We start from the raw sequence: 15,928 nt of genomic DNA on the forward strand, positions 1-15,928 counted from the left end.
GCTTCGGGCCCGCCGGACCCGTTCGAGCTCGCGCCGCGAGCGCTTCGGTACAGGATTGCCCTTTGGAGTCCAATCTCTTCCGTTACATCTGGCAGAAGAGCCGGGCCGAGCAGGTCGTCGTCCTGCTGATCATCCTTGTCTCGATTCCCTTCAATTGGGCCTCGTTCGACGTGCCCAAGCGCATCGTCAACGATGCGATCCAGGGCGGAGCTTTCCGGAACGGCAAGACCACCGCCACGCTGATGGACTTCACCCTGCACATGCCGTCCTGGCTCGGCGGGGCAAGCTACAGGATTTCGGAGGGGTTCCAGGTCGGCCAGTACGGCCTGCTCCTGGGCTTGAGCATCTATTTCCTGCTGCTGGTCCTGATCAACGGCGCCTTCAAATACGTCATCAACGTGCGCAAGGGCATCCTCGGCGAGCGGATGCTCAGGCGCATGCGCTACGACCTGTTCAGCCAGCTGATGCGCTTCCGGCCGGAGGAGATCCGCGCGGTCAAGCCGGCCGAGATCGCCAGCATGATCAAGGACGAGATCGAGCCGGTCGGCGGCTTCGTCGGCGATGCCTTCATCCAGCCGGTCTTCCTGCTCAGCCAGGCGCTGACCGCGCTCGTCTTCATCATGGCGCAGAGCTTCTGGCTCGGCTCGATCGCGCTGCTGATCGTGCTCGCGCAGGCGATCATCATCCCGATCCTGCGGCGCGAGCAGCTCAGGCTCGGCCGCGAACGCCAGATCGCCTCGCGCCAGCTCGCGGGCCGGATCGGCGAGATCGTCGATGCCGGGCCGATGATCCAGGGGCACGGCGCGACGGCCTATGTCCAGTCCGACATCGCCGGCCGGCTCGGCCGGCTCTTCGACATCCGCTACGCGCTCTACAAGCGGAAATTCGCGGTCAAGTTCCTGAACAACCTGCTGGCCCAGATCACGCCGTTCTTCTTCTACGCCATCGGCGGCTTCTTCGCGCTGCAGGGGCGGCTCGACATCGGCCAGCTCGTCGCGGTGATCGCCGCCTATCGCGACCTGCCGCCGCCGATCAAGGAACTGATCGACTGGGACCAGCAGCGCAACGACGTGACGATCAAGTACGATCAGGTCATCTCCCAGTTCAACAGCGACGAGACCCTCGTCCTCGAGGAGGAGAACGGCGTCGCGGACCTGCCGGCGAAGGGCGAGATCCGGCTCGAAGCCGTGCAGATGCTGGACAATCGCGGCCAGCCGCTGCTGACGCCGCTCTCGTTCAGCTTGGCCCGGCCGGGGATGGTCGTGGTGATCGGCCCGCAAGGCGGCGGCAAGGACGTGCTCGGCCGGATTCTCGGCCGGCAGGCGACGAGCTATACCGGCCGCGTGCTGATCGATGGCGAGCCGCTGGCGGGCATGTCGGTCGAGCGGGCGAGCCATATCATCGGTTATTCCGGCGATGAGCCCGAGATCATCGCCGGCTCGATGCGCGACAACATCCTGCTGCCGCTCAGGCGCCGGCGCCCCGACCTGAAAGCCCGCGGCGTCGTGCCCCCGTCGGAGCACCGCCGCTTCGTCGAGGCGGTCCGCTCGGGCAATTCGCCTTTCCCGTTCGAGGCGGACTGGACAGATTATGCCGGGGTCGGCGTGACCGACGCGGCCGAGCTCGCCGCGCGAATCCACGAATTGCTCGACGTTTTCGGCTGCACGCAGGAGGTCTATGAGCTTGGGCTCGGCGGCAAGGTGCTGCGCCCCGTCAGCGAGCAGGCGATCGAGCGCATCATCGAGGCGCGCCGCGTGGTCGCGGCCGAGCTCGCGCGGATCAAGCAGGGCGACCTGATCGAGCCTTTCGTGCTCGATCGCTACAATCGCAATGCGCCGATCATCGAGAACCTGATCTTCGGGACGCGAACCACGGCGCGCTTCGACAGCGCGACCCTGCTGTTCGAGCCCTATGCCCATTCGATCCTGAAGGCGGAGGCGCTGATCGAGCCGCTGGCCGAGATGGGCGGGCGGATCGTCGCGACCGTGGTCGAAATCTTCACCGGCCTGCCGCCGGGCCATGCGCTGTTCGAGCGCTATTCATTCGGCGCCAACTTCGAGTTCGAACGCCTGAGCGAGCTGGCGGATGTCCTGGCCAAGCACGACATGCGCAACCCGCTCGATCCGGAGACGGAACGCGATCTCGTCGCGCTGGCGCTCGGCTATATCGAGCCGAAGCACAGGTTGAACCTGATCGACGCCCGCCTGGAGCGCCGCATCCTCCGGGCGCGGGAGAGCTTCCGCAAGCACCTCCCGGCCGGCGCGGTCGACGATGTCGATTTCTACGATCCCGACAAGGTGATGGTCGGAGCCAGCGTGCGCGACAACCTGATGTTCGGGCGCATCGGCTACGGCGTGCCCGATGCTGCCCGCAAGGTCGGTGAGATCGTGCTGCAGGCGCTCGCCCGTTCGGGGCTGGGGGACGCGCTCTACCGGCTCGGGCTCGATACCGAGAGCGGCATCCGCGGGCGCTTCCTGCCGGCCAGGCTGCGCCAGGCGATCCCGCTGGTCGAGGCGCTGGTCAAGGCGCCGCAGATCGCGGTGCTCGATATCTCGGCGCTGCTCGCGATTTCGGACGAGCCGAAGGAGATCGTCGCCCGCCTGCGCAGCTACTGCACGGGGATGACGCTGTTTCTTCTGGTCGGAGATGCTAAACTCGTGGGAGACGTCCCGTTGCGGGTGGTGTTCCACGGAGAAGCCGGGACGGTCGAGGCGCAGGACACGCCCGACGCGGCGAACGATCGGGCATCACGCTTCGAAGACACCGGGCGAGTGGAGGCGCGGTCATGAGTCTGGAAACCGATCTCGGCTGCCTGCGCAGCCTGCCGCTGTTTCAGGGCATGCCGGCATCGCGGCTCAAGCTCGTCGCCCTGATGGGCGAGCGCCTGCAGTTCGAGCCCGGCGCCGTCCTGATCCACCCTCAGGAGCGGCTCGAAGGCGTCTACGTCATCATGGAAGGCGAGGTCGAAATCCTGCAACCAGGCGAGGACGGCGAGGAGCGGGCCTTCGTCAAGGATACCGGCAGCATCACCGGCGATGTGGCGTTGCTCAGCGGCAAGCCGTTCAGCACGACCATTCGCGCCAAGTCGCAGGTGCTGGCGCTGCGGATTCCGAAGGACCTGTTCTTCGAACTGCTCCAGACCGTGCCCGAGTTCAGCCTCGCGGTCTGTCGGGATCTGGCCGACCGGGTCCACCGGCTCGCCTCCGTGCTGCTGAATCGGCACGCAACCGTTTGACGAGGTCGATCAGCGCATGAACCGGCCGCAAGCCGCAGGCACCAACCGCACCGTGACGCCCCGCGGCAGCATGGGCGCCAGCATGGACCAGGTCTCGTCCTGGAGCCGGGACATCCGGTTCGTCTCCGGGCTGATCCTGCTCGTCTTCGCGACGACCCATTTCCTCAACCACGCCGTCGGCATCCTTGGCCTCGACGCCATGGAGAAGGTGCAGGACTGGCGCTACGGCTTCTGGCATTCCTGGCCGGGCACGGTCGCGCTCTATGGCGCGCTGATCGTTCATCCGGTCTTCGCGCTGCTGCGGGTTGTGCAGCGGCGCACCTTCAAGATGCCGCTGCGCGAGATGCTGCAGATCGCGCTCGGCCTCGCCATTCCGCTGCTGCTCGTCGACCACATCATCAGCACGCGGATCATGGGCATCTATTTCGGCGTGGACGAGAGCTATCGTTCCGTGTTGCGCCGGCTCTGGCCGGCTCTGGCGATGACCCAGTCGCTGCTGCTGCTGCTTGTCTGGACGCATGGCATCATCGGCATCCATTTCATGCTGCGCGCCCGCGACAGCTATCGCCATTGGCGTGACCCGTTCCTGCTGGCGGCGATCCTGATCCCGGTCCTGGCGCTGATCGGCTTTTCGGTCGGTGCGCGGGAGGCCGAGCGGCTGGCGATGCCGGCGGAACTCGTCAGCGACGCCCAGACGGCGATGTTCGTTCGCGACGTGATGTGGGGCAAGGGCGCCTTCTATGGCCTCGTCGCCTCCTTCCTGCTCTTCGTCGGCATCCGCGAGATCAGGGTCCGCACGACCCGTCAGATCACCGTACGCTTCGTCGGCCACGGTACGCGCCGGCTGGCGCCGGGGCCGACGGTGCTGGAGATGTTTCGGCGCTTCAACATTCCGCATGCCGCGCTCTGCGGCGGGCGGGCGCGCTGCGCCACCTGCCGCGTGCTGGTGATGGACGGCAACGACAAGCTGCCGAAGCCCGGCCCGAACGAGGCCAAGCTGCTGCGGCGGATCTCGGCGCCGGACGGTGTCCGGCTCGCCTGCCAGATCAGGCCGCGCGACGACCTGCAGGTGCAGATTCTGCTCGCCTCGCGGCTCAATGCGGGGGCGGCGCGTCCGTTCGAGCTCGACGATGCCGCCGGCAAGCGCGGCCTGACCGTGGTGGTGGCCGATCTCCGGGCCTTCTCGGCCCTCTCGGCACGGCAATTGCCCCGCGAGCTCATCGGGCTGCTCAACCGCTTCTTCGACGAGATGGGGCAGGCGATCACCGCGCATGAGGGGCGGATCGACGCTTTCTATGGCGACGGCTTCATGGCCGTGTTCGGCCTGGAGGGGACGCCGGGGCGCGGGGCGCAGGCGGCGATCGCCGCCGCCGGCGACATCGTGCGCGCGGTCGATGCGCTCAACCGCGAATATGGGGCGGCGCTGCCGCTGCCTCTGCGGATCGGCATTGGTATCCATACCGGCGACGCCATCACCGGCGCGGTCGAGAACGACAATCTCGGCCGGCGCGAGATCACGGTTGGCGAGACGGTCATGGTCGCGAGCCAGCTCGAATCGGCGACGCGGCGGGTGCTCGCCGATATCGTGGTCTCCGAGGACACGATCCGGGCGAGCGCACGCAGCTATGCCGGGACGACACCCCTGAAGATCGCGATCAAGGGACGTGAAAAGCCATTGACCGCCTATGGCTTCGCCAGCGCACCGGAGATCGCCCGCCGCAAGCGCGAGGATGTGGCGGTGCCGGTGCCTGTGGTGGCCGGCGGTGAGCTGACCGCGTCGGCAGAGGTGGTGCAGGAACAGGGTGAGACAGGCGAAAAGGACTAATCCTTGCGCGGGGCGGCTGGTTTTTTGCGGGCGCGCATGTCTATGGTCCGCCGTCTTCCCCTGATGACGACTGAAGCATGACACCCGAGCCGTCCCAAGAGGCCTTTCACGACCTGCTGCGCGGCATGGCGACGCTGTCGGGGAACCGCATCGTCGCCGACATCGCGCGACTCTACGGCAAGGGCGCGCCGCCCGACCTCTCGATTGCCTGCAACCATAAGCAGATCGCCTCGAAGCAATGGCTGGTCGAGGCGCTCACGGAGACCTATCCGAAGCCCGAAGGTCCGGTCTGGGTGCTCGGCGCCTGGTATGGCGTGCTCGGCGCGCTGCTGCTCGACGATGAAAGGCTTACGATCCCGGAGATCGTCAGCCTCGATATCGACCCGACCTGCGCGCCGATCGCTGAGATACTGAACCATCGCCATGTTGCGGCGGGGCGCTTCCGGGCGATGACGGCCGACATGATGGCGATGGATTTCGCGGCGCAGTGTCCGAAGCCGGGGCTCGTGATCAATACGAGCTGCGAGCATCTCGCCGACGTGCCGGGCTGGATCGCGACCTTGCCGCAGGGTCTGCCGCTGGTGCTGCAGTCCAACGACTATTTTCGCGAGCCGGACCATCGCAGCTGCGTACCCTCGCTCGAGGCTTTCCGCGAGCAGGCAGGGCTGGCGGAGGTCTGGTTCGCCGGCGCCCGGCCGACGAAGAACTATACGCGCTTCATGCTGATCGGGCGGCGATGACGGAGGGCACGGCTCCGCGCATCGCGGTCGCGATGAAGGGCTATCCGCGCCTGTCGGAAACCTTCATCGCGCAGGAGTTGCTCGGCTTGCAGCAGCGCGGCCTCCCCTTCGAGATTTGGTCGCTGCGCCATCCGACCGACGCGGCGAAGCATCTGATGCACCAGCAGATCACGGCGCCGGTGCGCTATCTGCCGGAATATCTGCACGACGAGCCGGCTCGCGTGGCGCGCGGAATACTGGCGGCCCTGCTGAGGCCGGGTTTGCTGCGGCTCTTGCCGGTCTTCCTGCGCGATCTCACTCGCGACCGGACGCGCAATCGCTGGCGCCGTTTCGGGCAGGCCTGCGTGATGGCGCGGGAGTTGCCTGGCGATATCCGGCATCTGCATGTGCATTACCTGCATACGCCGGCTTCGGTGATCCGCTACGCCGCCTTGCTCGGCGGCCTGACATGGTCGTTCTCGGCCCATGCCAAGGACATCTGGACGACCGAAGACTGGGAAAAACGCGAGAAGATCGCCTCCGCTGACTGGGGTGTGACCTGCACGCGCGACGGGCACCGCGAGCTGGAACGTCTCTCGGACCAGCCGGACAAGGTCGGGCTCCTCTATCACGGGCTCGATCTCGCGCGCTTTCCGGCGCCGGGCGTGCGATCGCTGCGAGACGGCACGGACCCGGACGATCCGGTGCGCTTCGTCACCATCGGGCGTGCCGTGGCGAAGAAGGGTTTTGACGACCTGCTGGAAGCGCTGGGCAAGCTGCCCTGCACGCTGAACTGGCGGCTGACGCATATCGGCGGCGGCGAGAAGCTGAAGGCTTTGCAGGCGCAAACGCAGGCGCTCGGGCTCGACGACCGGATCGTCTGGGCCGGGCCAAAGGCGCAGGACGAGGTCATCGCCGCCTTGCGGGCGGCCGATCTCTTCGTGCTGCCCTCGAAAGAGGCGGGCGACGGCGACCGCGACGGCCTGCCCAATGTGGTGATGGAGGCGGCGAGCCAGGGCCTGCCGATCGTCGCGACCGATTTCGCGGGAATTCCGGAATTCGTGCGCGATGGCGTCGAAGGTTTGCTGGTGCCGCCGGGCGATGTCGCGGCCTTGGCGGCTGCGCTGAACGAGCTGGCGGGGGCACCCGGGAAGCGGGCTGCTCTCGGCGACGCGGCTTACGCGCGTCTGACGCAGGATTTCTCAGCCGCGGCCGGGCTCGACCGGGTTGCTGCGATGCTGCGCCGTTCGACGGGCGTGGGGGTATGAGCGCCTCCGTCCTGATCGCAGTGACGCATCTGCTCGGTAGCGGCCATCTGGTCCGGGCTGCGAATCTGGCGCGGGCGCTGGCGCAAGGTGGGTTTGCCGTGACGCTGGCCAGTGGCGGCGTACCGTTGCGCGCGATGGACGGCGAGCCCTTCGCCTTCGTGCAATTGCCTGTCATCAGGACCGAAGGCACCGATTTCCGCACGCTGCTCGACGAAGCGGGCCAGCCGATCGAGCCGCAGCGCAAGGCCGTTCGCATCGCCATGCTGGAAGAACTGGCTGCGCGGCTGCGGCCCGATGTCGTGATCGCCGAGCATTTCCCCTTCGGTCGGCGGCAATTGGCCGAGGAGTTCCTGTCGCTGATCGCGGCGGCGAAGACGGCAAGGCCCGAGGCACTTGTGCTCTCCTCGGTGCGCGACGTGCTGGTGACGCCGCGTTCTGACCGGATCGCCGAGGCCGAAGAGCGGATCGCCGGGCTGTTCGATGCTGTCTTGGTCCATGGCGATGCCGGCTTCCTGTCGCTCGACCGGTCATGGCCGGTCGGGGAGGGGCTTGCCGAAAAGCTGCGCTATACCGGCTACCTCGCCGATGACCGGCCGGCCGGCACCGTGCAGGAAAATGGCGAGGTCATCGTCTCGGGCGGCGGCTCGGCCGCCGCCCTGCCGCTTTTCGCCTGCGCGGTCGCGGCGGCGCGCCTCGATCGCTCCGGGCGCCGCTGGCGGCTTCTCGCCGGGCGAGGCATGACGGATTCCGATCTCGCCTTGCTCGCGGCTGAAGCTCCGGAGAAGGTCGTAATCGAGCGGGCGCGGCCGGACTTTCCCGCATTGCTCGCCGGTTGCACGGTCTCGATCAGCCAGGCCGGCTACAATACCGTGCTCGACCTCGTTGCGGCCGGCCGGCCGGCGATCGTCGTGCCCTTCGATGCCGGCAACGAGACCGAGCAGACGGTCCGGGCCGAGGCGATGGAACGGGCGGGGTTGGCTCGGTGCTTCCGCTTGTCCGGCGATTTCGTCGGGGATGCGGTGGCCCTGGCGGATGCTGTCGGCGAGGCCATCGGCGCCCAGCCGCCGGCCTTGCCGATCGATCGGGACGGCGCGGCCCGCTCGGCAGCGATCGTGAAGGAACTCCTCGCGGAGGCGAGACCTTCCGAACGGTGAGCCGGCATGCCCTTTGCGAGGGCCGGGGTGCAGCTTTGCGAATTGCCGCTTCCGGTCTTTCGCTCTAATGAGGGACGATCCGCCTCCCTCTTCGGTCGGCTCTGGGTTAACCGGCGAATTCCGGTCATGGCCCCGCGCCTGGAGACAAGATGATGACGACGACGACTGCGCCCGGCCTGCCCGACATGAAGCTGTCGGTGCGCCAGACTTTCGGGATCGATTCGGATCTCGAAGTGCCGGCCTTCTCCGCAGCCGATCCGCATGTGCCGGACCTCGATCCCGATTACCGCTTCGACCGCGACACCACGATCGCGATCCTGGCCGGCTTCGCGCATAACCGACGCGTCATGATCTCGGGCTATCACGGCACCGGCAAGTCGACCCATATCGAGCAGGTCGCCGCCCGCCTCAACTGGCCCTGCGTCCGCGTCAACCTCGACAGCCACGTCTCGCGCCTCGACCTCGTCGGCAAGGACGCGATCGTGCTGAAGGAAGGCAAGCAGATCACCGAGTTCCAGGACGGCATCCTGCCCTGGGCGCTGCAGAACAACATCGCGCTCGTCTTCGACGAATACGATGCCGGCCGCCCGGACGTGATGTTCGTGATCCAGCGCGTGCTGGAACAGTCCGGCAAGCTGACGCTGCTCGACCAGAAGCGCGTCATCCGCCCGCATCCCGCCTTCCGGCTGTTCGCCACCGCCAACACGGTCGGCCTCGGCGACACGTCCGGCCTCTATCACGGCACCCAGCAGATCAACCAGGGCCAGATGGACCGCTGGTCGATCGTCACCACGCTGAACTACCTGCCGCATGACAACGAAGTCGCGATCGTCCTGGCGAAGTCGAAGCACTACCAGAGCACGCCGGACGGCAAGGACGTCGTCAACAAGATGGTCCGCGTCGCCGATCTTACCCGCAACGCCTTCATGAACGGCGATCTCTCGACCGTGATGAGCCCGCGCACGGTCATCACCTGGGCCGAGAACGCGGCGATCTTCGGCGATATCGGCTTCGCTTTCCGCGTGACCTTCCTGAACAAGTGCGACGAGATGGAGCGCACGCTGGTAGCCGAGTTTTTCCAGCGCTCCTTCGGCAAGGAACTGCCGGAGAGCGCCGCGAACGTGGTGCTCAGCTAACGAGAGGACACGCGCCATGGCGCAGTATCAGGGAAGCTGCCATTGCGGGCGGGTCGCCTACGAGGTCGAGGCCGATCTCGGGAAGACGCTCACCTGCAACTGCTCCTACTGCCAGCGCCGTGGCTCGATCCTCGCGTTCTCGCCCGCCAGCGCCTTCACCCTGACCAAGGGCGAGGATGCGCTGACCGAGTACCGCTTCCACACGCAGAAGATCCAGCATCTGTTCTGCGAGACCTGCGGCATCGAGGCCTTCGCTCGGGCGAACGGACCCGACGGCACGCCGATGGTCGCGGTCAATGTCCGCTGCCTTGGCGGCGTCGAGCCGACCGAATTGTCGCCGACGCCGTACGACGGGCGTTCGCGCTAGGAGGGGTTGTGGTCGCGATCACGGTCGAGCCCGAGCAGGACGAGACGCGTGCCGCCGTGCTGCGTGGCCTGAGCGCCCATAACCAGGTCCGGGTCGGCCCCCGCAACGGCACGCCGCTGACGATCAGCCTGCGCGCTGCGGATGGCACGATCCTCGGCGGGCTGGTCGGCGAGCTGAAATGGGAATGGCTACATGTCGATCTGTTCTGGATCGATGAAAGCCAGCGGGGCACAGGGCAGGGCGCGGCCATCATGGCTGAGGCCGAGCAGCAGGCGAGGGATTACGGCGCGCGCGGCGTCTATCTCTCGACGATGAGCATCCAGGCGCCGGGGTTCTATCCCCGGCTCGGTTATCGCGAGTGCGGCCGGATGGAGGACTATCCGGTGGCCGGTCAAACGCTCCATCATTTCACGAAGGCGCTATGAGTATCTCGAACCGGAAGCCAGGAACGCCGAAGGAAGCCCCGGCCGAGCCGCTGAAGCGGGCGATCTCGGGCGCGATGAAGGCGATCGCACGCAAGCCGGAGATGGAAATCGTCTTCGCCGCCGACAAGCCCTCGCTCGTGGGCGAGCGGGCGCGTCTGCCCGAGCCGCCGCGCAAGCTCAGCCCCGGCGATGTCGCGATCCTGCGCGGCCATGCCGATTCGATGGCGCTCCGGCTCGCCTGCCATGACGCCGCGATCCACCGCCGCACCGCACCGGAAGGCGATGCGGCCCGTGCCGTGTTCGACGCTGTCGAGCAGGCCCGTGTCGAATCGATCGGCTCGCGGCGGATGTCGGGCATGGCCGGCAACATCACCGCCATGCTGGAGGACCGCTATCATCGCGGCGGGCGCTACGAGGAGATCACCGACCGGGCCGACGCGCCGCTGGAGGATGCACTCGCCCTGATGGTGCGCGAGCGGCTGACGGGCCTGAAGCCGCCGAAGGCGGCCGAGAAGGTCGTCGAGCTCTGGCGAGAGCAGATCGAGGCCAAGGCCGGCTCGGAACTCGATCGGCTGACGAAGACGATCGAGGACCAGCGCGGCTTTGCCCGCACGGTGCGCGACATGCTGGCCGCGCTCGACATGGCAGAGCAGACCGCGCAGGGCGACGAATCCGAGGAGGACGAGGACAACCAGGACCAGTCTTCCGAGGACCAGCAGCAGCAGGAAGGCGAATCCGAGCAGGAGAGCGGCGCCGACCGCTCCGAGGTCGAAGTCAGCGAGGATGCGACCGAGGAATTGCAGGAGGGTGCCTCCGAGGCGACCGACGCGCCGGCCGGCGACTGGGACGAGGAGGACGAGAACTCCGAATCCGAGGAGGCCGGCGAGGCGCCGCGTCCGCGCGAGAGCCGCGGCAACGAGCGGCCGCAGACTGACTACAAGGCCTATACCCAGAAGTTCGACGAGGTCGTCACGGCCGAGGAGCTCTGCGACGCCGAGGAATTGACGCGCCTGCGCGCCTATCTCGACAAGCAGCTCGCCCATCTCCAGGGCGTGGTCGCGCGCCTCGCCAACCGCTTGCAGCGCCGCCTGATGGCGCAGCAGAACCGTACCTGGGAGTTCGACCTGGAGGAAGGCGCGCTCGACCCGGCCCGCCTGCCGCGCATCATCCTCGATCCGTTCCAGCCGCTCTCCTTCCGGCAGGAATCGGACACGAATTTCCGCGACACGGTTGTCACCCTGCTGATCGACAATTCCGGCTCGATGCGTGGCCGGCCGATCACGGTCGCGGCGACCTGCGCCGACATTCTCGCCCGGACGCTGGAGCGTTGCGGCGTCAAGGTCGAATTGCTCGGCTTCACGACGCGCGCCTGGAAGGGCGGCCTGTCACGCGAGGCCTGGCTGCAATCGGGCAAGCCGGCCAATCCCGGCCGCCTCAACGACCTCCGCCACATCATCTACAAGGCGGCGGACGCGCCCTGGCGGCGCGCGCGCAAGAATCTCGGCCTGATGATGCGCGAGGGGCTGCTCAAGGAGAATATCGACGGCGAGGCGCTGGATTGGGCGCATAAGCGCATTCTCGGCCGGCCCGAGCAGCGCAAGATCCTGATGGTGATCTCGGACGGCGCGCCGGTCGACGATTCCACCCTCTCGGTCAATGCCGGCAACTATCTCGAGCGGCATCTGCGCCATATCATTGCCGAGATTGAGACGCGCTCGCCGGTCGAGCTCATCGCCATCGGCATCGGCCATGACGTGACACGCTACTATCGCCGCGCCGTGACGATCGTCGACGCGGAGGAACTGGGCGGGGTGATGACCGAGAAGCTCGCCGAGCTCTTCGAAGAGGACGGGCCCGCGGGCTCCGGTTCCAAGCGCCGCGGGCACTGATGCGTCTCACGCGCCGCGCCGCGCTGGCAGGGCTCGGCGCGCTCGTGCTGCCCGGTGCGGCGCGTGCGGCGGAGCAGACCCGCTTCCCCGTCGGGATTTCGGCACGGCCGCTCTCTGCCTTCGAGCCGCGCCGGCCGGAGCAGCGCCGCTTCGGCGCGCTGCAGTTCCGCAGTGGGCTCGTGCTCTCGTCCGGCCATCCGCGCTTCGGCGGCTTTTCGGGCCTCGCGCGCCTGAATGGCGGGCGCGATCTCGTCGCGGTGACGGATCGTGGCTACTGGCTGACCGCGAAGGTCGCTTCCAGCAACGGCAAGCTGAGCGGGCTCGACGAGGTCGAGATGGCGGCGATTCTCGGCGGCTCCGGCCGGCCGCTTGTGCGCTCGGGGCTCTACGACACGGAAAGCCTCTGCATCCATGATGGCACGGCGTTCGTCGGGATCGAGCGGAAGCACGAGATCGCCCGCTTCGACTGGGCGCGCGACGGCGTCGAGGCGCGTGCGCGGCCCGTGCCGGTGCCGCCCGAGATCAAGCGCCTGCCGCGCAATCGCGGGCTGGAGGCGCTCGGCGTGATCCCTGCGGGGCCGTTGAAGGGGGCGCTGGTCGCGATTGCGGAACGTTCCGGCAAGGAGAACGAGCCGACGCTCGGCGCCATTCTCGGCGGTCCCCAGCCCGGCCTGTTCAAGGTTACCAGGCATGACGGCTACGACATCACCGATCTCGCCTTCCTGCCCTCCGGCGACCTGCTGGTGCTGGAGCGTTGGTATCAGCCGCTGCGGGGCGTCGGTATGCGGATCAGGCGAATCGTTGGCCGCGACATCCGGCCGGGCGCGCTGGTGGATGGACAGCGCCTGATCGAGGCCGATCTCGGCTTCGAGATCGATAACATGGAGGGGTTGTCGGTCCATCAGGAGCAGGGGCGTACGATCCTCACCCTGATCTCGGACGACAATTTCTCGTTCCTCCAGCGCACGGTCCTGCTGGAATTCGAGCTGCTTCCGTAGAGGATGCCCCTCCGTCATTGCGAGGAGCGGAGCGACGAAGCAATCCGGGGGACTGGGTTGAACGGTTCGACCCAGTCCCCTGGATTGCTTCGCTTCGCTCGCAATGACGGCGGAGCGTGTGCCAAGCCCAAACGAAAAAAGCGGCCTTGCGGCCGCTTCCTTCAAACCCGGAGAGGCTAACCGCTCAGTTGGCGGCGAGCTTCTTCTCGAGGTCGCGCTTCAGCGAAGCCGCGCCGGTCGAGAGGTCGCCGGCCGCAGCCTTGAGCAGGAAGGCGTCGAGGCCGCCGCGATGCTCGACCGAACGCAGGGCGTTGGCCGAAACGCGCAGGCGCACCGAACGGCCGAGCGCGTCCGACTGCAGCGTGACGTTCACGAGGTTCGGACGGAAGACGGTCTTCGTCTTGCGGTTCGAGTGGCTGACGAGGTGGCCGGTGAGGGTGGCTTTCCCGGTCAGTTCGCAACGGCGGGCCATGATATCGTTCCTTACGTTCCCGGGGGCGCTCAAACAAAAAAACCGACACGCGACGTGCCGGCGAGCACCGGAAGTCAATTTGAAGTCGGGGTTCCATAGCCAAGGGCGCGGCCTGCGTCAAGGAAAACTCCGGCAAGCCGTTCACATCCCCTTCAGCGTTAACGGGGTGTAAAGATCGCGGTCCGATGCTTCAACCGGCCGTCGCTTCGCTGCGCGGGGAAGGCGGTCACGATTCGGGCCGATTCAGAGTGCATTCAGCGCAGGATCGCGCCGTCCCGGAGACAATGGATGAAGTCCGCCGTCGCATCGTCCCTCGCGGGCCTCGTCCTCGCCGCCTGTCTGGGCGCTGGGGTCAACGCGGCCTCGCTCGACGCGCGCTATGATGTTTCGCTCCTGGGAATCACCCTGGGCACGGCGAGCCTCAGCGGCGGCATCGACAATTCCGGCTACAAGCTCGACATGTCGGCGAAGCTCACAGGGATAGCCGGTGGCGTCACGGGCGGGCGCGGCTCGGGCGCGGCGACGGGCACGCTCGTCGGTGGCAGGCTCGCGCCGAAGACCTTTGCGGTCAGCTCGGCCAATTCCAGCGAGAGCCGGACGGTGCGGATGGCGCTGGCCGAAGGCGCCGTCGCCGGCATCGATATCGAGCCGCCGATCGACGAGAAGCCGGATCGCGTGCCGCTCAACGAGGGGCACAAGCGCAATATCCTCGACCCGCTCAGCGCCTTCCTGATGCCGGTCAACGGCAAGGGCAAGGACGGCGCCTGCAACCGCACGCTGCCGATCTTCGACGGCGCGGCGCGCTACGACATCAAGCTGTCGAGCGCCGGCACCCGCAACGTGAAGCTCGAAGGCTACAGCGGCCCGGTCTCGATCTGCCAGGCGCGCTTCGTGCCGATCGCCGGCCACCGCGCGCTCCGGCCCAGCACCAAGTTCATGGCGGAGAACCGGGACATCACGACCTGGCTCGCGCCGATCGCGGGCACCGATGTGATGGTGCCGGTGCGCATCTCCGTGAAGACGATGATCGGCACGGCCGTGATCGAAGCGTCGAGCTTCAAGGTCGATCCCGGCGTGACCGCCAGCGCGCGGAATTGACCGCCCTGGCGGTCATGCTCGGGCTTGACCCGAGCATCTCGAAAACCAGTGCTTTCTGGTCATGAGATTCTCGGGCCTGCGCTTCGCTTCGCCCGAGAATGACGCGCTGAGCGGGCCATGACGCGGCGCTTAGCTTCTCAGGCCGCCTTCGCCGTGCTGAGGAAGGTCTTCATCCGCTCCAGCGCCCTCTCGATGTTCTCCAGCGAGTTGGCATAGGAGAGGCGGATATAGCCTTCGCCATGGACGCCGAAATCGGGGCCGCCGATGGTGGCGACGCCGGTTTCCTCCAGCAGGGCCGAGGCCAGCTTCTTCGCCTTCCAGCCGGTCTGCGAGACGTTCGGGAAGGCGTAGAAGGCGCCCTTGGGCTCGATGCAGGAGACGCCGGGCAGGCCGTTCAGGCCCTTGACCACCGCTTTCCGGCGCCGGTCGAATTCCGCCAGCATCATGTGCACCGCGTCCTGCGGGCCGGTGAGAGCCGCCAGCCCCGCCCATTGCGCGGGGGCGTTGACGCAGGAATGCGAGTTCACCGCGAGCTTGCGGGCATTGTCGAGCAAGGGCTTCGGCCAGACCGAGTAGCCGAGCCGCCAGCCGGTCATGGCGTAGGTCTTCGACCAGCCGTTGAGCAGGATCAGCCGGTCGCGGATTTCCGGATAGCTGAGAAGGCAGACATGCTTCTCGCCGTCATAGACCATCTGGTCGTAGATCTCGTCCGACATCACCGCGACATCTGGGAACTTGGCGAGCCCGGCGACGAGCTTGTCGATCTCGGCCTTGGGCGTGACGCCGCCGGTCGGGTTCGCCGGCGAGTTGATGATCAGCAGCCGGGTTTTCGGCGTGATCAGCGCCAGCGTCTCCTCGGCCGAGAAAGCGAAGCCGTTCTCCTCGCGGATCGGCACCGGGATCGGCGTCGCGCCGGTGTATTCGATCATCGAGCGGTAGATCGGGAAGCCGGGGTCCGGATAGAGGATCTCGGCGCCGGGCTCACCGAACATCAGGATCGCCATGAACATGGTGACCTTGCCGCCGGGCACGATCATCACGCTCTCGGGCGAGACTTCGACATCGAAGCGCTTGTGCAGGTCGGCGGCGACCGCCTCGCGCAGGGGCAGTATACCGTTGGCCGGGGTGTAGCCGTGATGGCCGTCGCGTAGCGCCTTCACCGCCGCTTCGACGATATGGTCCGGCGTCGAAAAGTCCGGCTGGCCGATGCCGAGATTGATGATGTCCTTGCCCTGGCGCTGCAATTCGGTGGCGCGGGCCAGCACGGCGAAGGCGTTCTCCTCGCCGATGCGGGAGAAGGAGGGGACGACGTGAAGGGTCATGGCGCGTTTCCTCGGCGGCA

The 15,928-nt window shown here is 67.2% G+C and carries 14 protein-coding genes; 12 read left to right on the forward strand and 2 right to left on the reverse strand.

Translation table 11 applies throughout. The features are described 5' to 3' along the window. Positions 1–62 precede the first annotated feature (62 nt). The 11 genes from Q0Q02_RS06060 (at position 63) to Q0Q02_RS06110 (ending at position 13,016) form a co-directional block, all read left to right on the forward strand. The gene (locus Q0Q02_RS06060; protein WP_293807739.1) at positions 63–2,789 is read left to right on the forward strand and encodes an ABC transporter ATP-binding protein/permease; all 2,727 of its coding nucleotides are present in this window, start codon (positions 63–65) and stop codon (positions 2,787–2,789) included. Then, on the forward strand, positions 2,786–3,235 hold the full coding sequence (locus tag Q0Q02_RS06065) for a Crp/Fnr family transcriptional regulator (RefSeq protein WP_293807741.1): 450 nt from the start codon (positions 2,786–2,788) through the stop codon (positions 3,233–3,235). Before Q0Q02_RS06060 ends, Q0Q02_RS06065 begins: the two co-directional genes overlap by 4 nt. Before the next feature lie 16 nt (positions 3,236–3,251). Beyond that, positions 3,252–5,060, forward strand: coding sequence for an adenylate/guanylate cyclase domain-containing protein (locus tag Q0Q02_RS06070; RefSeq protein ID WP_293807742.1), 1,809 nt, complete (start codon positions 3,252–3,254; stop codon positions 5,058–5,060). 77 nt (positions 5,061–5,137) lie between these two features. After that, on the forward strand, positions 5,138–5,800 hold the full coding sequence (locus Q0Q02_RS06075; protein ID WP_293807744.1) for a class I SAM-dependent methyltransferase: 663 nt from the start codon (positions 5,138–5,140) through the stop codon (positions 5,798–5,800). Then, a complete protein-coding gene (locus Q0Q02_RS06080; protein ID WP_293807746.1) occupies positions 5,797–7,047 on the forward strand; it encodes a glycosyltransferase family 4 protein in 1,251 nt (416 codons plus the stop codon). Before Q0Q02_RS06075 ends, Q0Q02_RS06080 begins: the two co-directional genes overlap by 4 nt. Beyond that, a complete protein-coding gene (locus Q0Q02_RS06085; protein ID WP_293807748.1) occupies positions 7,044–8,201 on the forward strand; it encodes a glycosyltransferase in 1,158 nt (385 codons plus the stop codon). The genes Q0Q02_RS06080 and Q0Q02_RS06085 overlap by 4 nt, the downstream gene beginning before the upstream one ends. Before the next feature lie 152 nt (positions 8,202–8,353). Continuing rightward, positions 8,354–9,337, forward strand: a complete 984-nt coding sequence (cobS, locus tag Q0Q02_RS06090; RefSeq protein ID WP_293807750.1) for a cobaltochelatase subunit CobS — start codon at positions 8,354–8,356, stop codon at positions 9,335–9,337. A 16-nt stretch (positions 9,338–9,353) separates the two neighbouring features. After that, positions 9,354–9,704, forward strand: a complete 351-nt coding sequence (locus Q0Q02_RS06095; RefSeq protein ID WP_293807752.1) for a GFA family protein — start codon at positions 9,354–9,356, stop codon at positions 9,702–9,704. A gap of 8 nt (positions 9,705–9,712) precedes the next feature. After that, positions 9,713–10,129, forward strand: a complete 417-nt coding sequence (locus Q0Q02_RS06100) for a GNAT family N-acetyltransferase (RefSeq protein WP_293807754.1) — start codon at positions 9,713–9,715, stop codon at positions 10,127–10,129. Beyond that, positions 10,126–12,018, forward strand: a complete 1,893-nt coding sequence (gene cobT / locus Q0Q02_RS06105; protein WP_293807756.1) for a cobaltochelatase subunit CobT — start codon at positions 10,126–10,128, stop codon at positions 12,016–12,018. The genes Q0Q02_RS06100 and cobT overlap by 4 nt, the downstream gene beginning before the upstream one ends. Further along, positions 12,018–13,016: an esterase-like activity of phytase family protein gene (locus tag Q0Q02_RS06110; RefSeq protein ID WP_293807757.1), complete on the forward strand. Its 999-nt coding sequence runs from the start codon at positions 12,018–12,020 to the stop codon at positions 13,014–13,016. The genes cobT and Q0Q02_RS06110 overlap by 1 nt, the downstream gene beginning before the upstream one ends. Before the next feature lie 184 nt (positions 13,017–13,200). On the opposite strand, the gene rpmB is transcribed toward Q0Q02_RS06110, so the two are convergent. After that, on the reverse strand, positions 13,201–13,488 hold the full coding sequence (rpmB, locus tag Q0Q02_RS06115) for a 50S ribosomal protein L28 (RefSeq protein WP_293807759.1): 288 nt from the start codon (positions 13,486–13,488) through the stop codon (positions 13,201–13,203). A 288-nt stretch (positions 13,489–13,776) separates the two neighbouring features. Here rpmB and Q0Q02_RS06120 point away from each other — a divergent pair, with 288 nt between their 5' ends. After that, positions 13,777–14,586: a DUF3108 domain-containing protein gene (locus tag Q0Q02_RS06120; protein ID WP_293807760.1), complete on the forward strand. Its 810-nt coding sequence runs from the start codon at positions 13,777–13,779 to the stop codon at positions 14,584–14,586. A gap of 137 nt (positions 14,587–14,723) precedes the next feature. Here Q0Q02_RS06120 and Q0Q02_RS06125 read toward each other — a convergent pair whose 3' ends face one another. Continuing rightward, entirely contained in the window at positions 14,724–15,908 is a 1,185-nt protein-coding gene (locus Q0Q02_RS06125) for a pyridoxal phosphate-dependent aminotransferase (RefSeq protein ID WP_293807762.1), read from the reverse strand. Between the last annotated feature and the right edge of the window lie 20 nt (positions 15,909–15,928).

This window comes from uncultured Allobosea sp. (genome assembly GCF_945956895.1).
Classification (GTDB): Bacteria; Pseudomonadota; Alphaproteobacteria; order Rhizobiales; family Beijerinckiaceae; genus Allobosea.